Origin of the sequence: Streptomyces sp. NPDC057702 (assembly GCF_042799315.1) — a bacterium.
In the GTDB taxonomy this organism is placed as follows: Bacteria; Actinomycetota; Actinomycetes; order Streptomycetales; family Streptomycetaceae; genus Streptomyces.
In genome coordinates, this window is sequence record NZ_JBHVJC010000048.1 from 26,602 (window position 1) to 52,756 (window position 26,155).

25 protein-coding genes are annotated in these 26,155 nt (G+C 71.8%); 14 read left to right on the forward strand and 11 right to left on the reverse strand.

Translation table 11 applies throughout. The features are described from left to right. Positions 1-32: 32 nt before the first annotated feature. Positions 33-1,094, reverse strand: a complete 1,062-nt coding sequence (locus ACFVFR_RS28605; protein ID WP_383706872.1) for a FecCD family ABC transporter permease — start codon at positions 1,092-1,094, stop codon at positions 33-35. Further along, positions 1,091-2,149, reverse strand: coding sequence for a FecCD family ABC transporter permease (locus ACFVFR_RS28610; RefSeq protein ID WP_383706874.1), 1,059 nt, complete (start codon positions 2,147-2,149; stop codon positions 1,091-1,093). Before ACFVFR_RS28610 ends, ACFVFR_RS28605 begins: the two co-directional genes overlap by 4 nt. A gap of 459 nt (positions 2,150-2,608) precedes the next feature. Between ACFVFR_RS28610 and ACFVFR_RS28615 the strand changes: the two genes are divergently transcribed. Then, on the forward strand, positions 2,609-3,142 hold the full coding sequence (locus ACFVFR_RS28615) for an AAA family ATPase (RefSeq protein ID WP_383706929.1): 534 nt from the start codon (positions 2,609-2,611) through the stop codon (positions 3,140-3,142). A gap of 145 nt (positions 3,143-3,287) precedes the next feature. On the opposite strand, the gene ACFVFR_RS28620 is transcribed toward ACFVFR_RS28615, so the two are convergent. From ACFVFR_RS28620 to ACFVFR_RS28640, 5 genes are all read right to left on the reverse strand, one after another. Continuing rightward, entirely contained in the window at positions 3,288-3,911 is a 624-nt protein-coding gene (locus ACFVFR_RS28620; RefSeq protein WP_383706876.1) for a CE1759 family FMN reductase, read from the reverse strand. Further along, positions 3,908-5,038: an LLM class flavin-dependent oxidoreductase gene (locus ACFVFR_RS28625; RefSeq protein WP_383706931.1), complete on the reverse strand. Its 1,131-nt coding sequence runs from the start codon at positions 5,036-5,038 to the stop codon at positions 3,908-3,910. Before ACFVFR_RS28625 ends, ACFVFR_RS28620 begins: the two co-directional genes overlap by 4 nt. 416 nt (positions 5,039-5,454) lie before the next feature. Then, positions 5,455-5,919 carry a VOC family protein gene (locus tag ACFVFR_RS28630; RefSeq protein ID WP_383706878.1) on the reverse strand — a complete coding sequence of 155 codons (465 nt, stop codon included), beginning with the start codon at positions 5,917-5,919 and terminating at the stop codon, positions 5,455-5,457. A gap of 154 nt (positions 5,920-6,073) precedes the next feature. Then, positions 6,074-6,349 (reverse strand): type B 50S ribosomal protein L31, encoded by a 276-nt coding sequence (locus ACFVFR_RS28635; protein WP_383706880.1) that lies wholly within the window; start codon positions 6,347-6,349, stop codon positions 6,074-6,076. Positions 6,350-6,780: 431 nt separating this feature from the next. Next, positions 6,781-7,095 (reverse strand): tetratricopeptide repeat protein, encoded by a 315-nt coding sequence (locus tag ACFVFR_RS28640; RefSeq protein ID WP_383706882.1) that lies wholly within the window; start codon positions 7,093-7,095, stop codon positions 6,781-6,783. Between the two features lie 817 nt (positions 7,096-7,912). Between ACFVFR_RS28640 and ACFVFR_RS28645 the strand changes: the two genes are divergently transcribed. The 4 genes from ACFVFR_RS28645 to ACFVFR_RS28660 all read left to right on the forward strand — a co-directional run bounded on the left by ACFVFR_RS28645 (position 7,913) and on the right by ACFVFR_RS28660 (position 11,674). Continuing rightward, on the forward strand, positions 7,913-8,638 hold the full coding sequence (locus ACFVFR_RS28645; protein ID WP_383706884.1) for a flavodoxin family protein: 726 nt from the start codon (positions 7,913-7,915) through the stop codon (positions 8,636-8,638). Positions 8,639-8,658: 20 nt separating this feature from the next. Then, complete coding sequence (locus ACFVFR_RS28650) at positions 8,659-9,618, forward strand: DUF5996 family protein (protein ID WP_383706886.1); 960 nt, start codon at positions 8,659-8,661, stop codon at positions 9,616-9,618. Between the two features lie 720 nt (positions 9,619-10,338). Then, positions 10,339-10,914 carry a TetR/AcrR family transcriptional regulator gene (locus ACFVFR_RS28655; RefSeq protein WP_383706888.1) on the forward strand — a complete coding sequence of 192 codons (576 nt, stop codon included), beginning with the start codon at positions 10,339-10,341 and terminating at the stop codon, positions 10,912-10,914. Positions 10,915-11,446: 532 nt separating this feature from the next. Beyond that, positions 11,447-11,674: a hypothetical protein gene (locus ACFVFR_RS28660; protein WP_383706890.1), complete on the forward strand. Its 228-nt coding sequence runs from the start codon at positions 11,447-11,449 to the stop codon at positions 11,672-11,674. Between the two features lie 44 nt (positions 11,675-11,718). Here the strand turns inward: ACFVFR_RS28660 and ACFVFR_RS28665 are convergent, their stop codons facing one another. Together ACFVFR_RS28665 and ACFVFR_RS28670 are read right to left on the reverse strand one after the other, a co-directional pair. Further along, on the reverse strand, positions 11,719-12,582 hold the full coding sequence (locus tag ACFVFR_RS28665) for a DUF4436 family protein (RefSeq protein ID WP_383706892.1): 864 nt from the start codon (positions 12,580-12,582) through the stop codon (positions 11,719-11,721). Between the two features lie 35 nt (positions 12,583-12,617). Next, positions 12,618-13,772, reverse strand: a complete 1,155-nt coding sequence (locus ACFVFR_RS28670; RefSeq protein WP_383706894.1) for an agmatine deiminase family protein — start codon at positions 13,770-13,772, stop codon at positions 12,618-12,620. Between the two features lie 1,285 nt (positions 13,773-15,057). On the opposite strand from ACFVFR_RS28670, the gene ACFVFR_RS28675 reads away from it, so the two are divergent. From ACFVFR_RS28675 to ACFVFR_RS28700, 6 genes are all read left to right on the forward strand, one after another. Beyond that, entirely contained in the window at positions 15,058-15,891 is an 834-nt protein-coding gene (locus ACFVFR_RS28675; protein ID WP_383706896.1) for a HipA family kinase, read from the forward strand. After that, positions 15,888-16,283 (forward strand): DUF3037 domain-containing protein, encoded by a 396-nt coding sequence (locus ACFVFR_RS28680; protein WP_383706898.1) that lies wholly within the window; start codon positions 15,888-15,890, stop codon positions 16,281-16,283. Before ACFVFR_RS28675 ends, ACFVFR_RS28680 begins: the two co-directional genes overlap by 4 nt. Before the next feature lie 135 nt (positions 16,284-16,418). Further along, on the forward strand, positions 16,419-17,180 hold the full coding sequence (fabG, locus tag ACFVFR_RS28685) for a 3-oxoacyl-ACP reductase FabG (RefSeq protein ID WP_383706900.1): 762 nt from the start codon (positions 16,419-16,421) through the stop codon (positions 17,178-17,180). A gap of 37 nt (positions 17,181-17,217) precedes the next feature. Further along, on the forward strand, positions 17,218-17,988 hold the full coding sequence (locus tag ACFVFR_RS28690) for an SDR family oxidoreductase (RefSeq protein ID WP_383706902.1): 771 nt from the start codon (positions 17,218-17,220) through the stop codon (positions 17,986-17,988). Positions 17,989-18,192: 204 nt separating this feature from the next. Beyond that, positions 18,193-18,873, forward strand: a complete 681-nt coding sequence (locus ACFVFR_RS28695; RefSeq protein ID WP_383706904.1) for a uracil-DNA glycosylase — start codon at positions 18,193-18,195, stop codon at positions 18,871-18,873. 291 nt (positions 18,874-19,164) lie between these two features. After that, entirely contained in the window at positions 19,165-19,926 is a 762-nt protein-coding gene (locus tag ACFVFR_RS28700; RefSeq protein WP_383706933.1) for a hypothetical protein, read from the forward strand. 400 nt (positions 19,927-20,326) lie between these two features. Here the strand turns inward: ACFVFR_RS28700 and ACFVFR_RS28705 are convergent, their stop codons facing one another. After that, positions 20,327-20,863, reverse strand: a complete 537-nt coding sequence (locus tag ACFVFR_RS28705) for a DinB family protein (RefSeq protein WP_383706906.1) — start codon at positions 20,861-20,863, stop codon at positions 20,327-20,329. A 367-nt stretch (positions 20,864-21,230) separates the two neighbouring features. On the opposite strand from ACFVFR_RS28705, the gene ACFVFR_RS28710 reads away from it, so the two are divergent. Continuing rightward, positions 21,231-22,130 carry a Gfo/Idh/MocA family protein gene (locus ACFVFR_RS28710; protein WP_383706908.1) on the forward strand — a complete coding sequence of 300 codons (900 nt, stop codon included), beginning with the start codon at positions 21,231-21,233 and terminating at the stop codon, positions 22,128-22,130. Positions 22,131-22,272: 142 nt separating this feature from the next. Here the strand turns inward: ACFVFR_RS28710 and lnt are convergent, their stop codons facing one another. Beyond that, positions 22,273-23,955 (reverse strand): apolipoprotein N-acyltransferase, encoded by a 1,683-nt coding sequence (gene lnt / locus ACFVFR_RS28715; protein WP_383706935.1) that lies wholly within the window; start codon positions 23,953-23,955, stop codon positions 22,273-22,275. A gap of 260 nt (positions 23,956-24,215) precedes the next feature. Between lnt and ACFVFR_RS28720 the strand changes: the two genes are divergently transcribed. Together ACFVFR_RS28720 and ACFVFR_RS28725 are read left to right on the forward strand one after the other, a co-directional pair. Beyond that, complete coding sequence (locus tag ACFVFR_RS28720; RefSeq protein ID WP_383706910.1) at positions 24,216-25,355, forward strand: CaiB/BaiF CoA transferase family protein; 1,140 nt, start codon at positions 24,216-24,218, stop codon at positions 25,353-25,355. Between the two features lie 225 nt (positions 25,356-25,580). Beyond that, positions 25,581-25,991 carry a DUF1992 domain-containing protein gene (locus tag ACFVFR_RS28725; RefSeq protein ID WP_383706912.1) on the forward strand — a complete coding sequence of 137 codons (411 nt, stop codon included), beginning with the start codon at positions 25,581-25,583 and terminating at the stop codon, positions 25,989-25,991. Positions 25,992-26,155 lie beyond the last annotated feature (164 nt).

Consider the following 26,155-nt stretch of genomic DNA (forward strand, 5'->3'; position numbering starts at 1 on the left):
CCTAGCTGAGCTTCGTCGTACTGTGCCGCCATTTACCTGAGGTTCGCTCGTACGAGCAGATAGACGAGGAACGGGCCGCCGATCGCGGCGGTGACCACGCCCACCGGGAGACTGATCGGTAGCGCCGTGCGGGCGATCAGGTCCGAGCCGATCAGCAGCAACGCCCCCACCAGGCCGGAGGCCGCCATCGGTGGCGTCGGGCACCGCGCCAGTCGCATCGCCACCTGCGGTGCCACCAGGGCGACGAACGGAACCGGTCCCGCCGCGCCCACCGCGGCGGCGGCCAACAGGACCGCGCACAGCATCAGCACGGCCCGAACCCGTACGTACCGCACGCCCAGCCCGGCGGCGACCTCGTCCCCGAGGTGCATCGGTTTGAACTGGAAGGCGACACCCGCCACCACGACGCACAGGACGAGCGTGCACCAGAACGCCACCCGCACCTGGTCCCACGACCGGTCGTCCAACGAGCCGACCAACCACGCCTGCGCCCTGGCCACGTCCCGGATGTCGGCCGAGACCAGCAGCCAGGTCGTCACCGCGTTCGTCACGGCGCTCACCGAGATGCCGATGAGGATGAGCCGGAGACCGTCGATCCCACGCCGCCACGCCAGGAAGTACACCAGCAGCCCGGTGGCGAGGCCGCCCACGAGCGCGGCGACCGACAGGCCCACCGCGTTGACGACCGCTGCGGAGACCCCGCCCGACACCGTCACCAGGAACACCGCGACCGCGCTGGCCCCGCCCGTGATGCCCAGCACGTCCGGGCTGGCCAGCGGGTTGCGGGCGAGGGACTGCAGGATCGCGCCGGAGACGCCCAGGGCGATGCCCACGACGACCCCGGCCAGGGCGCGCGGCATCCGCAGGTCCATGACCACGAACTCGTCGATGCGCTCACCCCGACCGACGACCGTGGCCATCACCCGGGGCAGGCTGATGGCGAAGTCCCCGACGCTGATGGAGACGCAGAACACCAGGAAGGTCGCCGCCGCCAGCACCAGCGTCACCAGTACGAGCCAGGGGCGCCATACGAAGGACACGCCGCCCAGCCGTACGCCCGGTGTCACCGACGACTTCACGTCTGTCGCGTTCATGCGCTCCTGAACTTCCCTCGCCACACCAGCACCGCGAAGAACGGGGCGCCCAACAGAGCGACCACGACCCCCGCGTCCAACTCGCCCGGCCGCACCACCAGGCGCCCCACGATGTCGCACACCAGCAGGACGACCGAGCCCAGCACACCCGCGTACGGCACCAGCCAGCGGTAGTCGGGACCGGTCAGATAGCGGGCCACGTGCGCCACCATCAGGCCGAGGAAGGCGATGGGGCCACAGGCGGCCGTGGCCGCGCCCGCCAGCAGGGTGATGGCGACGATGCCGACCGTCCGGCTCCGCGCGATGTTCACACCCAGCCCCCGCGCCACGTCCTCACCCAGGTTGAGCAGGTTGAGAGCGGGCAGGATGACGGCCGCCAGCACCAGGCCGACGACGATGAACGCGCTCACCGGCCAGATCACGTCGAACCCGACCCCCGCCACGGAACCCGAGCTCCAAAAGCGCAGCGCGTTCAGCGACTTCTGGTCGCTCAGCGCGACCGCCGTGGTCATGGCCGTGAGGAAGACCGTGATCCCCTGCCCGGCCAGGGCGAGCGTCAACGGGTTGCCCGTACCTCGGCCGATGCTCGCCAGACCGAAGACGACGACGCCGGCGACCGCCGCCCCCGCGAAGCCGAACCAGACATACTGGAGCGGACTGGTCAGCCCGAACACGGCGATCACCGACACCACGGCGAAGGAGGCGCCGGCGTTCACCCCCAGCAGGCCCGTGTCGGCTATCGGGTTGCGGGTGTACCCCTGGATCAGCGCCCCGCCAACCCCCAGGGCCAGGCCCGCCACGATCGCCAGCACCGTGCGCGGCACCCGTACGGTCCGCATGATGAGCCGGATCTCGGTCAGGCGCTGATCGGGGTCGGGCGAGCCGAACAGCCCCTGCCAGATCTCGGAGGGGCTGAGCGCGCGCGCCCCGACCGCCAAGGACACCCCCGCGAGGAGGACGAGGACCAGTACCAGCGTGCCCAGGCCCACGCTCCGCCGCCGGTGGGCTTCCGCGAGATCCCCGGGTGCGGGGCGCTCAACCGCAGTCGTGCACATGTCGAGTTACGTTGTTCCCTTGGTCTTCCGGGCCTGGTAGCCAGGTGAGCGCCTGACGTCCGAGGCCGGCAGGGCACACGCGTGGTTCGCGCTCCGACTCGCCCGACAGGGCGTCGCGGAGCGGGTCCGTCGTCGGCTCCTCACACGTGAGGGCGTACGAGAGCCGGGCACGCTGACGGAGCGAACCAGTTGATTTAGGCGAGCCTAAGCTAATGGCGTACCGGTGTCGACAGGGGGGCGGTGATCCCGGCGAGGCGGGGACCAGCGCGCCCGGGCTCCGGGCGGGCGATGCCGCACTCCCACGCGGTGAGCGCGTGTCGCGCGCCGGCGACGCGCGCGACGCGGTGCCGGTGGCCCGCGACCCAAGGCGCACCCGCCCGCGCCGGGCCGGAGTGCCCCGGCGCCGGCGGCGAGACGCCCGCCCCGGTGACAGCGGACGCCCGTAGCGTGATTGTCGTGATGATGGGAACCTTGGAAACCCGACTGGTCGTGCTGCGCGGCAACAGCGGATCAGGCAAGTCGTCCGTCGCGGCCGGCCTCCGCGAGCGGTTCGGCCGCGGCCTGGCCCTGGTCGGCCAGGACAACCTGCGCCGCACCGTGCTCCGCGAGCGGGACCGACCCGGCGCCGCGAACATCGGCCTGATCGACCTGACGGCCCGCTACGCCCTCGACGCGGGCTACCACGTGGTGGTCGAGGGCATCCTCTACGCCGACCGCTACGGCGACATGCTCGACCGCCTGCGTGCCGACCACCGTGGCCCCACCCACGGCTACTACCTGAACGTGCCGTTCGAGGAAACCCTCGCCCGACACGCCACCAAGCCGATCGCCGACGAGGTCAGCGAGACACACCTGCGCGACTGGTACCGCCCGCGCGACCTGTTGCCCGACGGGTGGGAGACCGTCATCCACGCCACGAGCACACTGCCGGAGACCGTCGACCGCGTCATGCGGGACACCGGGCTGGCCCACCTTCCCACGCGCGACCGCTGAGCGGCTCGGCGAGCGGGTCCGGCACTCGCCGTACCTGTCGTGAGCGCGCCGCCTCGACCTCTGAGCACCCCGCTCGCAGCCGCCAGCCGGCTCGGCGCTGCGCCGCGGGGGCTGCCGGAACCACCGTGACCAGTACGGGTTCTGGTCAGCTGGAACCGTGGGGTGAGTCGCCGAGGAGTCTCTCCATCGAGGCGAGGTCCTCGGCGAAGGTGTCCCGACGTCGGCGGGGGCCACATCCATCGATCAGACGCGCGTAGTCGGCCGCGGCGGCGGTGATGCGGTCCCCGAGGGCCGAGTCCTGCTGGGTGCCGAAGTCCTCCGTGGCGGCGTAGACGCCCCTCGGCGAGACGATCGCGTGCAGGTAGGAGAACATCGGCCGCAGCGCGTGCTCCAGGACGAGAGAGTGGCGTTCGGTCCCCCCGGTGGCGCCGATGAGGACAGGCATGTCCGAGAGGGTCTCCTGTGGCAGTACGTCGAAGAAGCACTTGAACAGGCCGCTGTAGGAGGCGTTGAAGGCCGGCGTCACCGCGATGAGGCCGTCGGCGTCCGCGACCGTCTGGAACGCCTCCTCCAGCGGGGGCGTGGCGAAGCCGGTGAACATCGCGTCCATGATCGCGTGGCCCAGGGGGCGCAGTTCCACGAATGACCCCTCAGCCGTCATTCCGCGTTCGGACAGCCCGGTACGCACGGCTGACTCAAGCCAGTTGGCGAGGAGACGCGTCGAGGACGGCTCGCGCAGGCCGCTGGTGACAATCGCGACTTTGGTCACGGTCGCTCCTGTTCTTCGCCTGTGTTCGGACTCGGGTCCGGTTCCCGGTCGGCTTCTCGCGCCGCCTCGACCCTCGCCTGGTGGGTGGGGGCGGCGGGGACGTCGTCCGGCCTGCCGGTGGCGAATTCCTTCCGAAGCACTGGCACCACCTCTTCACCGAGGAGATCCAGTTGCTCCAGCACGGTCTTCAGCGGCAGTCCGGCATGGTCGATGAGGAACAGTTGGCGCTGGTAGTCCCCGACGTAGTCGCGGAATCCCAGTGTCTTCTCGATGACCTGGGTGGGCGACCCCACCGTCAGGGGCGTGAGGGAGGTGAACTCTTCCAGTGAGGGGCCGTGGCCGTACACGGGCGCGTTGTCGAAGTAGGGACGGAAGTCGCTGACGGCGTCCTGGCTGTTGCGACGCATGAAGACCTGTCCGCCAAGCCCCACGATGGCCTGGGAGGCCTTTCCGTGGCCGTGGTGCTCGAAGCGCCGACGGTACAGCTCCACCATGCGCTGGGTGTGGGACGCGGGCCAGAAGATGTGGTTCGCGAAGAACCCGTCTCCGTGGTAGGCGGCGAGTTCCGCGACCTCCGGCGTGCGGATGGACCCGTGCCAGACGAACGGTGGCACGCCGTCGAGCGGGCGGGGAGCGAGGGTGAATCCGTGGAGTGGACTGCGCAGCTCGCCTTCCCAGTCCACCACCTCCTCCCGCCACAGCCGGCGCAGCAGGCCGTAGTGCTCGACGGTCAGGGGGAGTGCCTTGCGGATGTCCTGGCCGAACCACGGGTAGACGGGACCGGTGTTGCCGCGTCCGAGAATGACGTCCGTGCGCCCCTGGGACAGGTGTTGCAGCACACTGAAATCCTCGGCGATCTTGACCGGGTCGTTGGTGGTGATCAGTGTCGTGGAGGTGGACAGGACGATCCGCTCGGTGCGTGCCGCGATGTAGCCGAGCAGGGTGGTGGGGGAGGACGGTACGAAAGGCGGGTTGTGGTGCTCGCCGGTCGCGAAGACGTCCAGTCCGACCTCCTCCACTTTCTCGGCGATGGTGACCGTGGCCCGGATGCGCTCCGCCTCGGTCGGGGTACGGCCCGTGGTGGGGTCGGGAGTGACGTCACCGACGGTGAAGATGCCGAACTGCATGTCTGTCATCGCACTGGCCTTTCCGCTTCCGCGTCCTGGCTCACCCAGCCTTCGGCCCTGGCGCCGAGGCACCCCGAGATCCGTGTGTAGGCCGCTTTGCGGCAGCACTCTCGCGGTGGGTTCCGGCGCTTCTGGTTGCCGAGGCTGCCTGCCGGCCATGGCCGTCCCGTCGCGTCTGTTTCGGTCACGCGGGACATGTCCCGGTTCCACCATAGTCTCGATATGCCGGGGAGGACTTTCGAAGCTGATGCCACGCGATACCGCTTTCTTGTCGCCGGGTCGCCTTGCCACCCGCTGTGGTCGACCGCGACGTCCCCTGCGGTCGCCATGCCCGCCGGTCAGCGCGGAACGGCCCGAGGAGGCCGATACGGCGAGACCCGGGCGCCGCATGAGCGGATAGCCGCCCGTACGGGGGATCATTGACCATTTTCTGCGGGCGGGTCGGCGAATATCCCCTCCAGCATTCCGGTGGCCTGACCGATCTCGATGAGATAGCCGTCCGGATCACGCAGATAGCAGCGGAGTTCTGCCTTGCGGTCCAGCGGGGCGGTCAGGAACTCCGCGCCCTTGGCGGTGGCGTCGGCGTGGAAGGCGGCGATGTCGGCCACGCGCACGTTCATGAAGCTGGAGACGGTGTTCCCGCTTTCAGGGGTCGGGGGTGCCAGGGTGACGCCGGGCTTGTCGGGAGTGGGGCCGCCGCCGGGGTTCATGATGATCCAGCTGTTGGTGACCTTCACGATGCCGGGGTTCTCCTCCAGCACGATCTCACCACCGAGGATGTCGGCATAGAAACGCCGCGAGGTCGCGACATCGCGAACAGTCAGAAAGTGGGTGAGGATCAATCCGTGCTCGGGTGCCGGCAAATCATCGCGGCTCGTCATCATCGTCCTCCCGTGGAGACGGTTGTGGCTCTCCCGCTGTTCGCTCCGCGTGTGACCCCTACCGTCGTGAACACCACGGGCAGCTCGTCCGCGCGAGCCGCATCCGCCACCGCCGTGACGGTGGGACCGGACGACCAGGGTTCGAGCGACGCGGTCAGGCGTCGCTCCCGCCGTCAGGCGCATCACTCGTGCCGCCATAGCGCCGCTCGAACTGCGCTATGCGTCCCTCGGGGTCGACGTTCCGCGCCTTGCCGGTGTAGAACGGGTGGCTCTCCGAGGAGATTTCCACATCCACGACCGGGTAGGTCGCACCGTCGTCCCACTCGATCAGATGATCGCTGTGCGCGGTGGAGCGTGTGAGGAAGGCGTAGCCCGCCGCACGGTCACGGAACACCACAGGGTGGTACTCCGGGTGCTTGTCCTGCTGCATGAGCCCTCCTTCAGGACCACGGGTGCATCGGCCGACAACAGAAGCCAGGAACGGGTGGGTACTCTCCCCGCGGCTGGCACGCACCGCCCGCGCTTCCCGACGCGTGAGCCGCCCGACCGTCGGTGCATTTCCGACCGGCCTTCGGCCATTCCGTCGGAGACTCCCAGAATCTCAGCTTCCCTCGTCTCCAGGCACTCCGCAACAACGCGTCCGAAGCTCCCAGCCCACACGAATCCCTGCCGTCGCACAGCGCGAAGAGACCGATTGACGCCCTCGGGGAGAGGACTGAATCTCTCGCGGTTTCACGGCAGGTGGCTCTGTCTGTGTCAAAGAGGCGAAACAGTCAAAGCTCGGCCCCTCCGCGGTGCGGGAAAGCTGGACGGTAACACCGGTCTCGGTCAGGATCTCCGCGCCGTCCTCGCTGACCTCAGTCACCCCTCATCGATGCCCATGGCGCGTGCCAGCCGGAGATGCCTAGCGGCTTCCTCCTCCCTGCTCTGCCGTTCCAGCGTGCGGCCGAGCATGAGGTGGGCATACGCCTCGGAGGGGTCCTGCTCGAGCACGGTGCGCAACTCGCCCTCGGCGCGTGTCAACTGCGCGGAGTGGTAATAGGCGCGAGCCAGGAGCATCCGGGCGGCCCTATTCTCCGGAGCACTCTCGACGAGGCTGTGGAGTGTCCGGGCCGCGGCGGCGTAATCCTTGGCCTCGAAAAGCAGTTGAGCGCGCTCGTATTCCTCAGCGGGCATTCCTGTCACGGTCGGTTCCCTTCTCGATGCGGTGGTACCCGTTCGCGCCCGCCTGTGCGATCCGGAATCCGTCGCCTGGTGCAGGCCGCTCTGTCGCGGACCGCGCCGGCCTGCGTCCTCACCCTGACCCGGATCGCCGGCCAGGTCTTCGCGCGCCGAACACGGACCGATTCCGGGGCCTGCTCCACCGTTCGCCGGTAGGTCAGCCCCACTCCTCGCGGTACCCGCCCACCACGGGCCCGGTGAAGCGGACCGCCAGTCCTCCGCCCGTTGGGTCACCGGCGCCTCGGTGCTGTCTCCCGGGAACTCGTGCCACCGGTGTGGTGCGCAGACGTACCGCACATCGGCTTCGACCAGGCGAGGGAGAGCCACGACGGATTCGGCGCGGCGCTCCCGCAGGTCGGTCAAGGCGGGAGGGTTCACCTGATTGGGGTGACCACGTGCTCCAGTGTCATCCGCGCGGGGCCGCCGCGCGACAGGGATGGGCCTTCCGGGCACCCTGAGGCTTCGCGATGTGGAGAACCGGGGTCCGGGGCTTGTCACGAAAGTGGTTTCCCACCGTAGATGATCATGCTCGGTGGGGCGTGGTGATCGGACCTACGACCAGCGGGTTCGGCCGGGCCGTCGCCGCCGCTCCGAACACTCGACGCGGGCCGGTCGGGGCCGAGAGCCCGCCACGCCCGTCACCGGCTGGGGGGACGGCTCGGCGCTGCGAGATCCCCCAGGACGTCGTAGCGTGCTGGTCGTGGTGCCTTCGATCTCCCCACATCGCATCCGAGGAGGACCGACCATGGGAGGGCCAGGATCGGAAGCGAGCGTGGCACGGGCAGACAGCGCCGAGCCCCGCTTCGACGGGTTGCGCGCGCTCTTCGTCAACGCCACCCTGAAGCGGTCGCCGGAGGTCAGCAACACGGGCGGACTCATCGACCGCAGCGCCGGCATCATGAGGCACCACGGAGTGCGGGTCGACACCATCCGGGCCGCCGACCACGACATCGCCACCGGAGTGTGGCCGGACATGACCGAGCACGGCTGGGCGGGCGACGAGTGGCCGCAGCTGTTCCAGCGGGTGATGGATGCCGACATCCTGGTGTTGTGCGGGCCGATCTGGCTCGGCGACAACAGCTCCCTCATGAAGCGGGTGATCGAGCGGCTGTACGCCTGCTCCAGCCTGCTCAACGAGGCCGGGCAGTACGCGTACTACGGCCGGGTCGGCGGGTGTCTGATCACCGGCAACGAGGACGGCGTCAAACACTGCGCCATGAACCTGCTCTACAGCCTGCAGCATCTCGGCTACACCATCCCACCGCAGGCCGACGCCGGCTGGATCGGCGAGGCGGGGCCCGGCCCCTCGTACCTGGATGCCGGCTCCGGCGGGCCGGACAACGACTTCACCCGCCGCAACACCACCTTCATGACGTACAACCTGCTGCACCTGGCGGCGATGCTGCGCGCGGCCGGCGGCATCCCGGCATACGGAAACCGGCGCAGCGAGTGGGACGCCGGCTGCCGTCCCGACTTCAGCAACCCCGAGCACCGGTAGAACTCCGGAGGCGGACGCCCGTGAGCACTCACCACTCCTCCACCAGTCCGGGGGCGCCGGAGCGTGCGGTATGGCCCTCGCTGCGCGTCGCCGACTGGACCGCGACCCGGGACACGCTGCACATGTGGACGCAGATCGTCGGCAAGCTCCGGCTGGCCCACGCGCCGCTGCTCAACCACTGGTGGCAGGTCACCTTGTACGTCACCCCCAGAGGGCTGACGACCGGTGCGGTGCCCTACCGCGACGGCGCCTTCGATGCGGAGTTCGACTTCGTCGGCCACCGGCTGCTCATACGCGGCAGCGACGGCACGAGCCGCGAGGTGCCCCTGGAACCCAAATCGGTGTCCGCCTTCTACGCCGAGACGATGGAGGCACTCGACGCGCTCGGCATCCACGCGGAATTCCAGCGGCGTCCCAACGAGGTGGAGCCCTCGATCCCGTTCGCGGAGGACGATCAGCACGCCTCCTACGACGCGGAGGCGGCGCACCTCTTCTGGCGGCAACTGCTGCAGGCACACCGGGTCATGGGCCGCTTCCGTGCGCACTTCACGGGCAAAGTCAGCCCCGTGCACTTCTTCTGGGGCGGGATGGACCTGGCCTGTACCCGCTTCTCGGGCCGCTCCGCTCCGCCGCATCCCGGCGGCGCTCCGAACTGCGACGACCGGGTGATGGTCGAAGGCTACTCGCGCGAGCTGTCCAGCTGCGGCTTCTGGCCGGGTGGCGGGGAGGAGGGCGCGTTCTACGCCTACGCCTACCCCGAGCCGGATGGCTTCGCCGACCACCCCGTGTGGCCGGAGGACGCCTACTACAGCACCGAGAACGGCCAGTTCCTGCTGCCGTACGAGGCCGTGCGCACCGCGCGCGACCCCGACGGCACGCTGACGACGTTTTTGCGCACCACCTACGAAGCCGCGGCCGAGCACGGCGACTGGGACCGCGCGCACCTGGAGGACGACCCGAAGCGCTGGCGTCTGAGGTGAGCTCGCCCCCCTGCCGGAGTACCGGCACAGGGCGGGCCCGGGAAACGTTCAGGGCCTCGGCGTGGGCCGGTGTCACTCCGCCGCCTGCCGAGGGGGCGACGGTGCGGCAGGGGGCGGCGACCCCGAAGGACGGCTCCCCCGTGCTTCGGCGCACCCACGCCGCGATCGCCACCGAAACCGCAGAGTCTGCGGTGACCTTGACGCGGCGGCTCGGGCACCCACGGCCCGCGATCACCCCCGGTTGCCAGGTGCGTACGCCGTGAAGTCGTCCACCGCACCCCGCTCATCAGCGAGTTCGCCTCCTGGCAGTGTGCTGACCTGCGCTGATGAGTCGTTCCGGTCCTTTTACGGCCGTACGGTCCTGTGCGGCCGGTTCTCCCCGGGCGCTCCCCAGCGGGCGTGCACCGTTCAGCTCGCTCGCTGGTGAACTCCCACGTGTGGCGCAGGATGCCGGCCCGGTCCTGGAAGTGGTGGTAGACCGGTGCGGTGGAGACCCCGACTTCGGCCGCCAGGCCCTCCGTGCGAAGCCCCTGGAACCCGCCAGGCGATGACTTGGGCGACGCCTTCCACGATGGACTTTCGGCGGTCCGTCGCCACGTGATCCCCTCGTGCGTGGGCAGGGCCCACAGGCTCGCACGCTGGCTGAATCATCAGTCAGTATGACCCGGTGCGGGCAGGTCGTGATGTCCCGGACGGAAGGTGCCGGATAGGGTTCGGATCATGGCGTCTCGTAGCACTCAGATCCTTGAAGCCGCAGCCCGGGTGATCGCCCGACGCGGGGTTCGTGGTCTGCGCGTGGAGGAACTGGCCGAGGAGGCGGGCGTATCCACCGCGCTGATCTACTACCACTTCAAGGACCGCACCGGGATCCTGCGCAGGACACTGGAGTTCATCAGCGACCGCGCCGAGCGCTACACGACTCAGGTCCCGCAGGCCGAGCCGCTCAGCCCGCGCGAGGAACTGGAACGGACTCTGCTGCTTGAGCTCCAGGACACGACCGAGGTCAGGGAGAACAGCAGCGCCTGGGGTGAGTTGCGGGCCAGCGCCGTCTTCGAGGAAGCCCTGCGTGAAGACCTCGCGAGGGCCACCTTGGTATGGGTCCAGGACGTGGCGGCCCTGCTGGGCCGGGTCCGGCCCATGGCCCCGGCGGCGGCCCTCGCGGCGGCAGCCGAGCGGCTCACCGCCCTGACGGAGGGCCTGAGCATGCGCTGGCTCAGCGGCATGCTTCAGATCGCCCACGCGCGGACCCTGATGAGCGAGGCCATCGACGCCGAGCTCGAACGACTGGGCCGCTGACTGCGCGTACCGGTAGCCGCTCACTGCGCGTACGCGTACCGAAGGCTCCAGGCCCGCGATCGGTCGTCGTCCTCCGGGGCCGTTGCGGGTTCGGTGCGGCAGATCGACGCGGACTGCGGGGATGGTCGCTGTCAGCCGGCCCTCCGACATCCCCACCGCACGCAGCGAGGCCAAGGGCGTGCTCACCGGGCTCGTCCCGTCCCTCGCCGGGGTCGCACTGCTCGTCGGTGGTGTCGGAATCGCCGCCACCAGGTGGTGGGCGTGTGGGAACGCCGTGGCGAGATCAGGCTGTGCCACGCGCTGGGTGCCAGGGGCGGGCGGATCGCCGTTCAGTTCCCGCTTGGGGTCGTGCTGACGGGCTTCATCGGCGGGCTGGTCGTGGGCGGCCTCGCCGTCTACGGGTACGCCCTGGCCCAAGGCTGGCCCCTGTCCGCCCCCCTCCACGCGACCGTCGCCGGTCCCGCCGTCGCCGTCCTGGTCACTGCCGTCGCGGGCAGCCACCCGGCCCCGCGCGCGGCCAAGCGTCACCGACGTGGTGACGGAGATCCAGGTCGAGGCGGCGTTCGACGACGGCACCCGCCTGGCCGTGATCAGTGCCCCGTTCGGCGGCACCGCCAAGGACGCGGCGGCCAGGTCGGCGATCGCGGCTGCGTGCGGCAGGCCCGTCGGTCAGCTCAACCTCGACAAGCTCTACGGCAACGGCAACGGCAACAGCAACAGCGGCGCGCACTGCGTCACGACGCGGGAACCAGGCGCCTGAACGCCGTGCGCCCGGGTATCGGCTGTGAGACACGGGCACACGATTCAGTCCCCTGGCTCCGGCGGATGAGCCTCTGCCCGCATCCCCATCACGGCCACGGTGATGATGCAGAACGCGATGAGCGTCTCCGCCCAGAGGAAGGCCATGTAGTCCAGGAGCGAGCCGATCGGCGGTGCGCCAGGTGCGGTGTTGCGGAAGGCCGCGAGGGCGAAGAGCGTGGCGGCCATCCAGCCGAGGGCGGGCCAGGTCAGGCCCTTGCGTCGGCTGAGCAGGAACCAAGCGCCGATGAGTACGGCGAGGGCCAGGGCCCACATGGCGGCCATCATGAACACCGCGAAGATCAGGGCGCTGGTGGAGCGGGCGAGGCCGACGTCGAACACCGCGGCGCCGTCCGCCTCGTACGCGTCGATGTCGGCGGCGAACAGCGCGTCACGGTTGGACAGCGTCATACGGACGGGCACCGCCTCGCCGCCCTGGACGACACCGAACTCAAGCGCCGCGTCGTAGGCGTCGAACGGATAGTCCGTGACCGACCCAGCCGTCAGGGCCACGCGCACGTCCACGGTCGAGATCCGACCGTGGGCCGGGAAGGTGAGATCGCCACGGACCGAGGGCGAGGTCTGCAGGGTGAGGGTCCGCGCGGGGGAGATGCCGCCCGCCTCCGCCAGGTTCCCGCGCGGGGTGACCAGGACGCGCAGGGCCATCTCCCGGCCGGCGGCGTCGACACGTTGAACGGACGCCGCGATGTCCACTCGGTCGGGGACCGAGGCGCCCGCACGGTAGCGGGTGTCCAGAGCCTGACGCTCGCCGACCTGCACCCAGATCCCGATGGCCGCTGCCGCCGCGACGGCGAGCAGGACCAGCCCCGCGATCAGGAGTCTGTCGCGGGATCGGGGGAGTCGTCGCATCGTGACCACTGGTGCTTCGTGGGGTGGGCCGGGGCTCAGTCGACCGGCTTGCCGGGCTCGTCGTGCGTAGCACAGTGGATGCCGCCGCCACCGGAGGCGATGGTGTCGATCTTGACCGGCACGATGTCGCGGCCGGGGAAGTGCTCCCGCAGGATGCTACGGGCCCGCTTGTCGGCCTTGTGGTCGCCGAACTGGGGCATGAACACCGAGTCGTTGGCGACGTAGAAGTTCGCGTACGTCGACACGAAGTCGTCGCCCTCGCCGGTGATCTCGTACAGGTCGGGCTGCGGCAGATCGATGACCTCGAACGGTCGGCCCTTGGCGTCGGTGGCCTTGCCGAGCACGGCCCGCGCCTGGTCGGAGGAGCGGGACCAGGAGTCGGCCGGCGTGTCCGGGTGCGCCGTGTCCAGGAGTACCACGCCGGGGGCCGTGAACCGTACGAGGCTGTCCACGTGCGCGTCCGTGATGTCCTCACCGCGCACGCCCGCCAGCCAGATCACCTTCTCGATGCCCAAGGTCCGCTTGATCTCGGCCTCGATCTGATCCCGGCTCTTGCCGCGGTTGCGGTTGGCGTTGACGACCGAGCTCTCGGTGACGAGGAGGGTGCCCTCGCCGTCGGTCTCGAAGGAGCCGCCCTCGGCGACCAGCGGGGCCTTGCGACGGGGGATGTCGTACTCGGCCAGGAGGGTGGCGCCCACCTCGGCATCGTTGGTGTGCTCCTGCTTGTCGCCCCACCCGTTGAAGTTGAAGTCGACGCCGGTGGTCCTGCCGTCGTCCTCCACGAACACCGGCACCGTGTCACGGGCCCACAGGTCGTCGACCATCAGCGGGATGACCTCGACATCGCGCCCGCATGCCTTCTGGGCAGCCTTCCGCTGGCCGGGCCGGGCCATCATCACGACGTACTCGTACTCGGCGATGGCGCGCGCGATTCGGGCGATGTCCTCGCGTACGTAGGGGAGGTCCTCGCCCCACACCGAGTCCAGTGCGGGCCACGACATGAAGGTGCGTGCGTGGCTCTCCCACTCGGCGCCCAGGCGCAGGCCCTTCGCCTCTGTGTCCGTGCTCTCGGAGGTGCTCGTGGTTCCTGGCTCGTTGCCGGAGCCGCAGGCCGAGGCGCCCAGGACGACGGCGCCGATTCCGGTGAGGGTACGGAGGGCTGAGCGGCGTGAGGGGAGGAGGGGGGACACGGTGAGCTCCGATCATCGTGGTGGGATCAACGTAGTCGTCCGCATCGGCTTGACGCTCGGTGAGCGCAGCGCGGGAGTGACGTGCCAGGGGCGCCAGTGCGGTGAAGCCGTGAGGGACGTCGAGCGCGAGCGCGATGAGGCCTCTGCGGACGAAACCGGGCGCTGCCAGCGACTCTGACACAAACTGAAAATTCAGTCAAAAATATCGGACCGTATCGACCGGACTCGACGCGGTGAGGTGGCTGCGGGCTGTGGCTCATCCACGGTGAGTCCGTGGTTCTGGGGCGGGTTCTGGGGTGACGCGGAGAAACGATTGCACTAACTGAAATTTTAATTAGCGGCGCGATCGCCCTCCGACGGCAGCTCAGCGGTCGCTGCGCCCTCGCGTGCCGGTGTGGCAACCGCCCGCCCGTGTTCGCCCCCTTGCCGAAAGAGTCACTGTGCCCCTTCAGCCCTTCTGGGTGTGGGCCACCCACAACCCCCTGTCGGCCCACGCTCTCCACCAGATCGGCGGCTACCGCCTGCCCGCCCGGCTCGGCGCCGGCGGGAGGGGCGTCGTGTATCTGGCCACACGCCAGGCGGCCGGCCCGGCGCGCTCCAGGTGGTGCGGGAGGAATTCGCGGCCGACCCGGAGTTTTGACGGCGCTGCGCCGGCGATGTGGCCCGCGCCCGGAGCATCCACGGCCTGTTCACCGCTCAGGTGGTGGACTCGGGCGTGGACGCCCCACACCGTGGCCGCCACCGCCCACGCGGCCGGCCCGTCCCATGGGCCCGACAAGAGCTCGCGCAGACAGGTGGCGCGAGGAGACCCGGCGGCAACGCGGGCACAGGTCTCCATGACCACAGAGGCGCGACGCTCTGCCATCACCCGGGAGGCTGTGCCCGGCCTGCCGTCATGACGGCCGCAGCCTCTCTGACGGACCGCTGGCCGCCCTCGGCCAGTGGGCCGTCGATCACGCCGATCGGCTCCTTGCCGCCCAGGAGCGGCACAGCACTGGCATCGGCAACGGGGCGGCGGTCAGATAAGCGTGCGCCCATGGGTGGCGCTCAGTGGCTCGGACATTCCTCGCCGGCGGTCACTTTCGGTTACTATGCTCACTTCGTGTCGGAGGCCGGCAGCGAGGGGCGTGGTGTCCTCGACGGTCTGCCGGGGGAGCGGGGAGGCCGATGCGTCGGTCGAGGTCCCCGGATGCGTTCCAGCGCCGTTGACCCGGTAGTTTTCGCCTCGGTGTCCTGGAGAGGTCGTCATAGACCGTGAGGCTGTAGAGATGGGTGGCCTGGGAAAGTGCTGACAGAGGTCACAGCGACCCGTTACGTCACGCCGCTGCGTGAGGGTGGCTCGCTCCCCGGGATCGTCGAGGCCGACGATCTCGGTACGTATGTCATGAAGTTCACCGGTGCTGGTCAGGGGCGGAAGACCCTGATCGCCGAGATCATTTGCGGGCAGTTGGGCCGGCGGCTCGGGCTGCGGGTGCCCGACCTGGTCCGGATGCAGCTCGATCCGGTGATCGGGTTGGCCGAGCCGGACGAGGAGGTGCAGGAACTCCTCAAGGCCAGTGGCGGGCTGAACCTGGGCATGGACTACCTGCCCGGCTCGCTCGGCTTCGATCCGCTGGCCTTCGCGGTGGACCCGCTGGACGCCGGGCGGCTGGTGTGGTTCGACGCGCTGATCAACAACGTCGACCGCTCCTGGCGCAATCCCAACCTGTTGGTGTGGCACGGCGAGCTGTGGCTCATCGACCACGGCGCCACCATGATCTGGCACCACAACTGGCCGACCGCGCCCCAGGCCGCGGCCAGGCCCTACGACGCGTCCGACCACGTGCTCGCCCCGTTCGACCCGGACGTCGAGGCGGCGGCCGGGGCACTCGCGCCCAGGGTCACCCGCGACCTGCTGACCGAGGTCGTCGCGGACGTCCCCGAGGAGTGGTTGCTCGGCGAGCCGGGCTTCGAGGGGGCGGACGGTCCCGAGCGACTGCGCGCGGCGTACGTCGAGCGCCTCCTGGACCGCGTCGAGACCATCCACGAGCGGATCACGCTCGGCCCGCCCACGACCCGACAGCCCTCGCGGGCGCCGGCGTGGCTCCGCGTCTGGGCCGAGGGGAAGGCGGCGAAGTGAGCGGACTGCACAACGGGCGCGACGTGTTCGAGTACGCCGTGCTGCGCGTGGTGCCCCGGATGGAGCGGGGCGAGCTGATCAACGCGGGTGTGGTCCTGTACTGCCACGCGCGATCCCTGGTCGCCGCACGCACCCATCTGGACGAGGACCGGCTGCGGGCGCTCGACCCCACCGCGGACGTGGCGAGCGTACGTGCTGCCCTCAGCGCCGTCGAAGGCGTCTGTCACGGCGGCGTGGAGGCCGGTCAGGCGGCGGGCGACGCGGCCGGGCGCCGGTTCCGGTGGCTGGTGGCGCCGCGCAGTACGGTCGTGCAGCCGGGCCCCGTGCACACGGGGCTGACCACGGACGCGAACGCGGAGGTCGACCGACTGCTGGACCTGCTGGTGCGCTGAGCGGGCGGCCCGTTGACAGGGGGTGGCCGGGCTTCTAGCGTCTCGTCTGCTGAAGCTACTAAGCGGTTGCTCAGTTCTCGGGTCGGGGTGCCGACGCCGAACGCGGGCGACGCTTCCGAGGCGAGGAGAACCCGCATGTCCACCACCGAACAGCGCGTCGCCATCGTGACCGGCGCGGCCCGTGGCATCGGCGCGGCAACCGCCGTCCGCCTGGCCGCCGAGGGCCGTGCCGTCGCCGTGCTCGACCTGGACGAGGCGGCCTGCCAGGGCACTGTCGAGGCGATCACGGCGGCCGGCGGCACGGCGCTGGCCGTCGGCTGCGACGTCGCCGACGGCCCCCAGGTGGAGGCCGCCGTGGCGCGTGTGGCGACCGAACTCGGCCCCCCGGTGATCCTGGTGAACAACGCGGGTGTCCTGCGCGACAACCTCCTGTTCAAGATGAGCGAATCCGACTGGGACACGGTCGTGAACGTCCACCTGCGCGGTGCGTTCCTGATGGCGCGCGCCTGCCAGAAGCACATGGTGGACGCGGGGTTCGGGCGCGTGGTCAACCTCTCCAGCAGCTCCGCGCTCGGCAACCGTGGCCAGGCCAACTACGCGGCGGTCAAGGCCGGCCTCCAGGGCTTCACCAAGACCCTCGCCATCGAGCTGGGCAAGTTCGGTGTCACCGCCAACGCCGTCGCCCCCGGCTTCGTCGCCACCGACATGACCGCGGCGACGGCCGAGCGCGTGGGCATGGGCTTCGAGGACTTCCAGGCCGCCGCGGCCACCCAGATCCCGGTGGGCCGGGTGGGCGAGCCCGCCGACATCGCGAACGCCATCGCCTTCTTCACCGGCGAGCAGGCGGGGTTCGTCTCGGGCCAGGTCCTGTACGTGGCCGGCGGCCCGCTCAACTGACGCGTACCGCATACCCGAACACGAGGAAGGACGGCTCATGGGAGCAGCGGACACGGACAAGGTCGCCCTGATCACGGGCGGCAGCCGGGGCATCGGATACGGCGTGGCCGAGGCCCTGGTGGCCCGTGGCCATCGGGTGTGCGTCACCGGCCGGGGCGAGGACGCGCTGGCCGCGGCCGTCGAAGCGCTGGCCGCCACGGCGTCCGGCGGCGAGGGCCGGGTGATCGGCGTGGCGGGCAAGGCGCACGACGAGGCGCACCAGGCGGTGGCCGTCGAGCGGGTGATGGAGGCGTTCGGCCGTGTCGACTACCTGGTCAACAACGCCGGCACGAACCCGGTGTTCGGGCCGCTCGCCGAGCTCGACCTCGGCGTGGCGCGGAAGGTCTTCGAGACCAACGTGGTCTCGGCCCTGGGCTTCGCCCAGCAGACCTACCGGGCGTGGCAGAGGGAACACGGCGGCGCGATCGTGAACATCGCCTCCATCGCGGGCGTCGCGCCCTCGCCCTTCATCGGCGCCTACGGCATGAGCAAGGCCGCGATGATCAACCTCACGGTGCAACTCGCGCACGAGATGGCACCGCTGGTGCGGGTGAACTCGATCGCCCCCGCGGTCGTCAAGACGAAGTTCGCCGCCACGTTGTACGAGGGGCGCGAGGAGGAGGCCGCCGCGGCGTACCCGCTGGGCCGGCTCGGCGTGCCCCGTGACATCGGGGGCGCCGCCGCCTTCCTGCTGTCCGAGGACTCCGCCTGGATCACCGGTCAGACGCTGGTCGTGGACGGCGGCCTGTTCCTCAACGCGGGCGTCTGAGGCCCCGGCGTCCGGGCGCACCGCCCTTTCCGGGGCCGCGCCCCGGGCGGCTGGCCGACCCCACGGGTGCGCGTCGGGCCACGGGTGCCCGGGGGCCGGTGGCCGGCGCGGAGGAGCGCGACGGGCCGCCACGCGGCGGCCGTTGTCAGTGGTCGGGGGTACGTTCGTATCCGTCAAGCACGAACGGACCGGAGGAACACCCAAGTGACCGACATGCTGCCCGCATCCTGGCAGGACGCCCTGGGCGACGAACTCGACAAGCCGTACTTCGCGCGGCTCACCGAGTTCGTCGAGGAGGAGCGGACGCGGGGCCCGGTGTACCCGCCGCGCGAGGAGGTCTTCGCGGCGCTGGACGCCACGCCGTACGACCGGGTCAAGGTGCTGATCCTCGGTCAGGACCCGTACCACGGCGAGGGACAGGGGCACGGGCTGTGCTTCTCCGTGCGGCCGGGCGTCAGGACCCCGCCCTCGCTGCGGAACATCTACAAGGAGATGCGGGACGAGTTGGGCCACCCCGTCCCCGACAACGGCTATCTCATGCCCTGGGCCCAGCAGGGCGTCCTGCTGTTGAACGCGGTGCTCACGGTGCGGTCCGGCGAGGCCAACTCGCACAAGGGCCAGGGCTGGGAGACCTTCACGGACGCGGTCATCCGCGCCGTGGACGCCCGGCCCGACCCGGCCGTGTTCGTGCTCTGGGGCAACTACGCGAAGAAGAAGCTGCCGCTGATCAACACCGATCGGCACACCGTCGTGCAGGGCGCGCACCCCTCGCCGCTGTCGGCCCGCAAGTTCTTCGGCTCGAAGCCGTTCACGCAGATCAACGAGGCGATCGCGGCCCAGGGCCACGAGCCCGTCGACTGGCGGATACCCGACCTCGGCGCATAGCGGCGAAGCGCCCGCACCGGCGGCTGCCGGAAGGCGGTGGTCGGGACGGGCGGCCTGCCCGCCGGTCGACGAGCGGCCCCCCCCGGCGCTGCCCGTGCGCCGTGCCGGAGCCCGTCGCCGCGCCCGGCCCGCTGACGTGGGTCCGGGCGTGGTGCGTACGCCGCCCGGGTCGTCTCCGGGTCGGCCCCGTCCGCCCGCTGGCGCCTGAGCCGCATTCGCGGCGGCGCCGGCTAGCGTCGGCCCCGACCGAGGGAGACGCCGACAGGAACGGGAAGACGGGAGGCGGCCATGGTGGCCGAGCGGCAGGAGGAGGCGTCAGCGGACGCCATGCTGACCCGCATCGGGCAGGCGGTGATGCTGCACCGGGGCGGTGACCGCGAAGAGGCGCGGAACCGGCTCGGGGAGCTGTGGCTGGAGCTGGGCGCGGACGGTGACACCTTCCACCGCTGCACGCTGGCGCACTACCTGGCCGACACCCAGGACGACCCGACCGACGAGCTGGCCTGGGACCTGCGCGCGCTGGCCGCCGCCGACCGGCTCCTGCACGGGCAGAGTCCCGAGTGCGGGTGGGAGACGCCGGCGCGATGGTCCGTGTCGGCCACCTCGGACGGGGCGACCGATCCGGAGGTGACGGCTGACCGGGACGAGGTGGCCGGGCGTGGCGCGGGCGCGCCGGGTGATCGGGGGCGGGCGTCGGAGGCGACCGGGCCGGGGCGCGTTCCGGAGGATGAGCCGTGGGGGGCCATCGCAGGCGACCGTGACCCCGGGGCGGCGGAGTGTGACGGCGGGATCGAGGCGAGGCGGCGGGCGGCGGTCGCGGCCGTTCGGGGCCTGTATCCGTCGTTGCACCTCAACCTCGCGGCCGACTACGCCAAGCTCGGCCGCCCGGACGCCGCTCGCGCCCAGCTCGACCTGGCCAGGGGGGCGTCCGGTGCGCTGGGAGACGATCCGTACGGGCACGGTGTGCGCGCCGCGATCGGGCTCCTGGCCCGACGCCTCTCGGACGCGCCGGGCGAGCACGCGCCGCCGCCCGGCCACCGTCCGTGGTCCTGACGGACCGGCCGGCACGTGACCGCCGCGCGGCGGGTGGGCGGCGGACCGGCACGCGGTGGGTGGGCTGGTGGGCGCGGGGCGCCGGGACGGACCTGACCCGGGTGTGGCCCGCGTCGGGCCGGTAGGCCACCGGCCCGGGACCAGGCGTGGTGCCGGCCGAATGGCGGGAACGCCCGCCCCGCCGGACGGCGCCTGCCGAGCGCGCGGCCTCTGTCGAGCGCGCGGCCGCCGGCGGCCGTGGCCTCTGCCGGCCGTGGCCTCTGCCAGGGTCGGGTTCCGATGAGGGACGGTCCTGGCCCGGCCGGGTGGCGGGCTCGCCGGGGGGCGTGCCGTGTCGGGTGCCGCTTCCCGGCCGTGGGCCTCGCCGGGGGCGGGGTGCGCGTCGGCTGGCGGCGTCGGTCTACTCGCCGGTTGCGCCGTCGATGCGCTGTCGGATGAGGTCCGCGTGGCCGTTGTGCCGCGCGTACTCCTCGATCATGTGGATGTAGATCCAGCGCAGGCTGAAGACCTCGTCCCGCCGCGTGGCGGTGTCGTCGAGGGTGCGACCCGCCGCGGCTTCCCGGGCCAGCTCTATCTCGGCGCGCCAGGTGGCGAAGCCCGCCGCGGCGTCGGCGTGGGCCACGTCGAAGTCGCCGTCGTTGTTCTCGTCGGTCCAGTACAGCGGCGGGGCGTCCGCGCCGCACAGCACGCGGCGGAACCAGTTGCGCTCGACGTCGGTCATGTGCCGCACCAGGCCGAGCAGCGAGAGATCGGAGGGTGGCGTGGACACCTCGCGCAACTGGGCCTCGGTCAGGCCCTCGCACTTCACGGCCAGCGTCTCGCGGTGGTAGTCGAGCCAGCCTTCCAACATGCGGCGCTCCTCCGCGATCAGCGGCGGTTCCTCGCGGTGGGCGTGGACGGCCACGGGGGCGTCGGGTTCGTTCCTGGGGGTGGTCATGCCGATCATCATGGTCCGCCGGTCGGCCACGGGCCACGCAATATCCGTCCGCCCCACCCCTTGGCCCAGCTCGCGGCGGGCGCCGCCCGCCGCGTCAGCCGAAGGCGCCCGCTCCCAACCGCCCGTCGCCCCTCCCCGTCCTGGCCCCCCGCACGCGCCCGCCCCTCCTGCCCTTCGGCGCGCCGCTCGCCCGTCGGGACCAGGCGCTGGTCAGCGGCGTGCCCTCGACACGTATGCTGCCCGCGCGGAGCACGACGAACAGAGCGACGAGCACGAGAGCGCGCACGCGCCGCCGCCGGGACACACCGCCCCGGGCGGGTGCGGGCGCCCGAGGCGCGCGGTGGGCGCGTGAGACGAGGGAGGACCTGTGAAGGTCGGCTGTATTGGCCTGGGAGACATCGCGCGCAAGGCGTACCTGCCGGTGATCGCCGCGCAACCGGGTATCGAGCCGCACCTGTCGACACGTACCCCGACCACCTTGCACAGCGTCGGGGACGCGTTGCGCGTCCCCGACGCGCAGCGCCACACCGACCTGGACTCGCTGCTGTCGGCCGGTCTCGACGCGGCGTTCGTGCACGCGCCGACCGCCGCGCACGTCGAGATCGTCACCCGCCTGATCGAGGCCGGCGTGCCGACCTACGTCGACAAGCCGATCGCCTACCACCTCGCGGACAGCCAGCGCGTCGTCGACCTCGCCGACAAGCGTGGGGTCAGCCTGATGGTGGGCTTCAACCGGCGTTACGCCCCCGGTTACGCGCAGTGCGCCGACCACCCGCGCGATCTGATCCTGATGCAGAAGAACCGCGTCGGTCTCGCGGAGGAACCGCGTGCCCTGGTGCTCGACGACTTCATCCACGTCGTCGACACGCTGCGGTTCCTGGTTCCGGGGCCGATCGAGCACGTCGACGTACGGGCGAGGGTCCGGGACGGGCTGCTGCACCACGTGCTGCTCCAGCTCTCCGGGGACGGCTTCTCCGCCGTCGGCACGATGAACCGGATGAGCGGCTCCACCGAGGAGATCCTGGAGGTCTCCGGCCAGGACGCCAAGCGGCAGGTGGTGAACCTGGCGGAGATCGTGGACCACAAGGGGCAGCCCAGCGTGCGCCGTCGGGGCGACTGGGTGCCGGTGGCCCGGCAACGTGGCATCGAGCAGATCACGCTCGCCTTCCTGGAGGCCGTACGCGCCGGGCGGCCGCTCGACGCGCGGGACGCCCTGCGCACCCACGAGCTGTGTGAGCGCGTCGTCACGGCCGCACAGGCCGCCTGACCGCCTTCGCGGCCCGCCCGACGACGCGGTACGACCTGCCCTGAGCCACCCGTCGCGGCGGGCCGCGCCGATGGCCGCCTCGTGTTCACGAGCCCGCGCGCGGCCCGCGTGCCCGCCGCGTGGCTCGGACGCGTACCCAGGCTCAGGAGCCCACCGGGCTGTCCGCGCTGTCCGCGTCCCGTCGTGGCCGCTGTCGCGGGTCGAGCCGGCGCCCGGCCTCGGCACGCCGTCGGCGCGCCCGGCCGCCGGCCACCGCCCCGGCGACCAGCAGTGTGGCGATCGCCCCGTACAGCGGCCAGTCGCCGAACCGCACGTAGGGGCTGGTGCCGTCCGCCAGCGGCACGTCGTAGACCGCCGCCGCGCTGCGCCGGGTGTCCAGCCGGCCGCCGACCGGGGCGCCGCGCGGTCCGAAGACGGCGCTGGTCCCGGTCAGCGTGGCGTGCGCGGTGGGGCGCCAGGTCTCGGCGGCGCGCAGCGCGGCCAGCGAGGCGTGCTGGGCGGGGGCCCAACTGTGCTGGAAGGAGGCCGTCGCGGCCTGGGCGACCAGAAGCTGCGCCCCGTTCCGCACCAGCCGGCGGCTCATGTCGGGGAAGGCCGACTCGAAGCACACCAGCGGACCGAGTCGCAGCCCGGCGGCACTCGCGGGAGCGGGCGCGGTGCCGGCGCCGGCGGGGCGGCGCGCCGGGAGCCGCGCGCGGCGCGTGTCCGGGACGCGCATGACCACCGAGCGTGCCCCGCGTCGCCGGTCCACCTCGGCCGCCTGGCCCACCGAGGTGGACCAGCCGAGCAGGGAGCGGGCCGGGACGTACTCGCCGAAGGGCACCAGCCGCATCTTGTCGTACCGCTCCCCGATGGGGCCGCGCGGGCCCACCAGTACCGAGCTCTTGTAGACGCCGGGCTGGCCGGGGCGTTTGGCGTCCACGTTGACCAGCAGTTCCGCGCCCACCTGGCGGGAGAGGGTGGCCAGCCGCTGCCGCAGGTCGGGCCGCTCCACCAGATCGCCGCCCACGCTCGACTCGCCCCACACCACCAGGCTCACGCCACGGCCGGCCAGCTCCCGGGTGAGCGTCTCCTCGCGGTCGAAGCGGGGGCCACCGCCGTCGATCATGCCGGGCTGAACGAGCGCGACGCGTACCGTGCCCGCGGCCTGCGGTGCCGGGGACCACGCCCACACGCCGGCCACCCCCGTGGCGCAGCCGACCAGCCCGACGACGGCCGCCCGGCGGGCCCGGGGCAGGACCAACAACACGACCAGCGCGGTGTTCACGGCGACCACCAGCAGGCTGGCCAGCCACACACCGCCCAGCGACACCAGTCGTAGCACGGGCGCGACCTGCCACTGGCTGGCTCCGAGCAGCCCCCACGGCCCGCCGAGGTACTGCCAGGACCGCACCAGTTCGACCATCAGCCACCCGCACGGCAGCAGCACCAGCGCGGCACTGGCCCGCCGCCCGCCGGCCGACCCGGGCCCCAGCAGCCGGTGGGCCAGCCACCCCCACGGCGCCCACAGCGCCCCGAGCCCGATGGCCACCAGCACGATGAACCCGTGCAGGACGGGCAGCAACCAGTGGTGCACCGCCAGCAGGAATCCGACGCCACCGAGCCAGCCGTCCCACGCCGCCCGCCGCCCGGTGGGCGCCGACCGGACGAGTAACAGCCAGGGAACCAGGGCCGCGTAGGCCAGCCACCACAGCGCGGGAGCCGGGAAGGCCAGCGCCGGCAGCGCGCCGGCCGCCAGGGCCACGAGCCCACGGACCCCTCGCGGGGTGTGCCGGGGAGGCCGTGGGGAGGCGGGTGGGGTGCGTGCGGGGTTGCCCGGCGGCATCGACACCTCGCGGGGTTCTCGTCCGGCCAGGGCACCAGTGTGCGCGCCAAGACGCTCGCGCACCCGGCGAACGGCGCCACCCATGTCGCCTCCTCTCTCGTTCCGGCTCCTCGCCATGGCGACGGCACGCCCCGCCGTGGCCGGCCGTTTGGGCCGTCGCGGCACCGGGGCCGCGACGGCCCGTGGGCCGCACGATGTGGGCACACACCAGCACCGGTGCGCGGGCGGGTCCGCGCACCCCGGTACGAGGAGTTGACCGCATGTTGCCTCTGGAAGGCGTCACCGTAGTCTCGCTCGAACAGGCGGTGGCCGCTCCCTACGCCACCCGCCAGTTGGCCGATCTCGGGGCCCGGGTCATCAAGGTCGAGCGGCCCGGCGGCGGGGACTTCGCGCGCGACTACGACCACGAGGTGCGCGGCCAGTCGGCGTACTTCGTGTGGTGCAACCGGGGCAAGGAGAGCGTGGTGCTCGACCTCAAGGACGCCGCCGACCGGGCCCTTCTCGACCGGCTGCTGGACGCCGCCGACGTCTTCGTCCAGAACCTGGCCCCGGGCGCGGCCGAACGGCTCGGCCTCGGGGCGCGGGCGCTGTGCGAACGCTGGCCCCGGCTGATCGTGTGCGGCATATCGGGCTACGGGGAGCACGGGCCCTACCGCGACCGCAAGGCGTTCGACCTGCTGGTCCAGTGCGAGACGGGACTGGTCTCGACGACCGGGACCGAGGAGACACCCGCACGCGCCGGGATCTCCATCGCGGACGTCGCCGCGGCCATGTACGCGTACACGGGCGTCCTCACGGCGCTGTACGAACGCGAGCGCACCGGCCGGGGCGGCGCCTTCGACGTCGCCATGCTCGACGCGCTCGGCGAGTGGATGGGACAGCCCCTCTTCCACGGCGTGTACGGGAGCGCACCGCTGCCGCGCAGCGGTGCCCGGCACCCCTCGATCGCCCCGTACGGGCCCTACCGGGCGGGCGACGGGGGCGAGGTCTTCCTGTGCGTGCAGAGCGACCGGGACTGGGTGGGACTATGCGAACGCGTCCTGGGGCGGCCCGACCTGACCCGGGACCCCCGGTTCGCCGACAACCCGCTGCGCCACCGGCACGACGCGCAGCTGACGGAAGTGCTGCACGCCGCCTTCGCCCAGCTCACCACCGAGACGCTGCTGGCCCGGCTCGACGCGGCGGGCATCGCCAACGCCAGGCTGCGAAAGGTGACCGAGTTCGCCGCGCACCCGCAGCTGGCCGCCCGCGACCGGTGGCGGACCTTCGACACCCCGACGGGGCCGCTGCGCGGGCTGCTGCCCCCGGTGACGGTGCGCGGGCGGGAGGCCCGCATGGGCGCGGTACCGGCGCTCGGCGCGCACACGGAGGCCATCCGGACGGAGTTCGGCCCGGGGTGAGCCCGGGCGCGGGGCCGCCCGGCACGGGGAGATCCGGCACGGGGACTTGGCACGGGGGACAGGGGGGCGGGCGGGGAGGAGCGGAGCCCCGGGGCCGGGCGGGCGAGGTGCGGACCCCCGGGGCCGGGCGGGCCGTGTGGCCGTGCCGTTCGATCTCCGGGGCGCGTCTCCTACCCTCGGGAGTACGCCAGGTAGTACCCCGACGCGTCGAGGGAGAGCCGCACCATGACCGAGCGCAAACCACCCGGTGTCGACTTCGAGAGCTTTGTCGACAAGCAGATCCGGGAGGCCGCCGAGCGCGGCGAGTTCGCACGGCTGCCCGGCTTCGGCAAGCCGCTCGACCGACCGGACGCCCCGTACGACGAGTCCTGGTGGATCAGGGAGAAGATGGCGCGCGAGCAGCTCTCGTTCCTGCCACCCAGCCTGGCGTTGCGCAAGGAGGCCGAGGACGCGCTGGCAGCCGCGACCAGCGCTCCCTCGGAGCGGGTCGCGCGGCGCCTGGTCGAGGAGATCAACGAGAAGATCCGCGCGGCGCTGGCCCGCCCCCCGCAGGGCCCGCCCCTGAACCTGGTCCCCTACGACGTCGAGGACGTGCTCACGACCTGGCGCGCCGCGCGCCAGCGGCCGACCGCCTGACGCGCGGGCCCGCCGCTACGGCGCGCCCACCGTGGGGTACGCGCCCCGCCGGTGCGCGCGGGCCCGCCCGTCACGCACGACGCCCCGCCCGCGACCTGACGGCGCGGGCGGGGCGTGGGTAGGGTTGGTAGAAACCACCCGGGGGTGCGCCCCCCACCACCACA

What these genes read in the sequence shown, in the direction of transcription:
- ACFVFR_RS28635 (WP_383706880.1), bottom strand. Translation starts at nt 6,349, where the DNA reads ATGCAGCAGGACAAGCACCCGGAGTACCACCCTGTGGTGTTCCGTGAC.
- ACFVFR_RS28690 (WP_383706902.1), top strand. Translation starts at nt 17,218, where the DNA reads ATGGGAGCAGCGGACACGGACAAGGTCGCCCTGATCACGGGCGGCAGC.
- ACFVFR_RS28610 (WP_383706874.1), bottom strand. Translation starts at nt 2,149, where the DNA reads ATGTGCACGACTGCGGTTGAGCGCCCCGCACCCGGGGATCTCGCGGAA.
- ACFVFR_RS28655 (WP_383706888.1), top strand. Translation starts at nt 10,339, where the DNA reads ATGGCGTCTCGTAGCACTCAGATCCTTGAAGCCGCAGCCCGGGTGATC.
- ACFVFR_RS28630 (WP_383706878.1), bottom strand. Translation starts at nt 5,919, where the DNA reads ATGACGAGCCGCGATGATTTGCCGGCACCCGAGCACGGATTGATCCTC.
- ACFVFR_RS28640 (WP_383706882.1), bottom strand. Translation starts at nt 7,095, where the DNA reads ATGCCCGCTGAGGAATACGAGCGCGCTCAACTGCTTTTCGAGGCCAAG.
- ACFVFR_RS28665 (WP_383706892.1), bottom strand. Translation starts at nt 12,582, where the DNA reads ATGCGACGACTCCCCCGATCCCGCGACAGACTCCTGATCGCGGGGCTG.
- ACFVFR_RS28615 (WP_383706929.1), top strand. Translation starts at nt 2,609, where the DNA reads ATGATGGGAACCTTGGAAACCCGACTGGTCGTGCTGCGCGGCAACAGC.
- fabG (WP_383706900.1), top strand. Translation starts at nt 16,419, where the DNA reads ATGTCCACCACCGAACAGCGCGTCGCCATCGTGACCGGCGCGGCCCGT.
- ACFVFR_RS28705 (WP_383706906.1), bottom strand. Translation starts at nt 20,863, where the DNA reads ATGACCACCCCCAGGAACGAACCCGACGCCCCCGTGGCCGTCCACGCC.
- ACFVFR_RS28625 (WP_383706931.1), bottom strand. Translation starts at nt 5,038, where the DNA reads ATGCAGTTCGGCATCTTCACCGTCGGTGACGTCACTCCCGACCCCACC.
- ACFVFR_RS28725 (WP_383706912.1), top strand. Translation starts at nt 25,581, where the DNA reads ATGACCGAGCGCAAACCACCCGGTGTCGACTTCGAGAGCTTTGTCGAC.
- lnt (WP_383706935.1), bottom strand. Translation starts at nt 23,955, where the DNA reads ATGCCGCCGGGCAACCCCGCACGCACCCCACCCGCCTCCCCACGGCCT.
- ACFVFR_RS28605 (WP_383706872.1), bottom strand. Translation starts at nt 1,094, where the DNA reads ATGAACGCGACAGACGTGAAGTCGTCGGTGACACCGGGCGTACGGCTG.
- ACFVFR_RS28720 (WP_383706910.1), top strand. Translation starts at nt 24,216, where the DNA reads ATGTTGCCTCTGGAAGGCGTCACCGTAGTCTCGCTCGAACAGGCGGTG.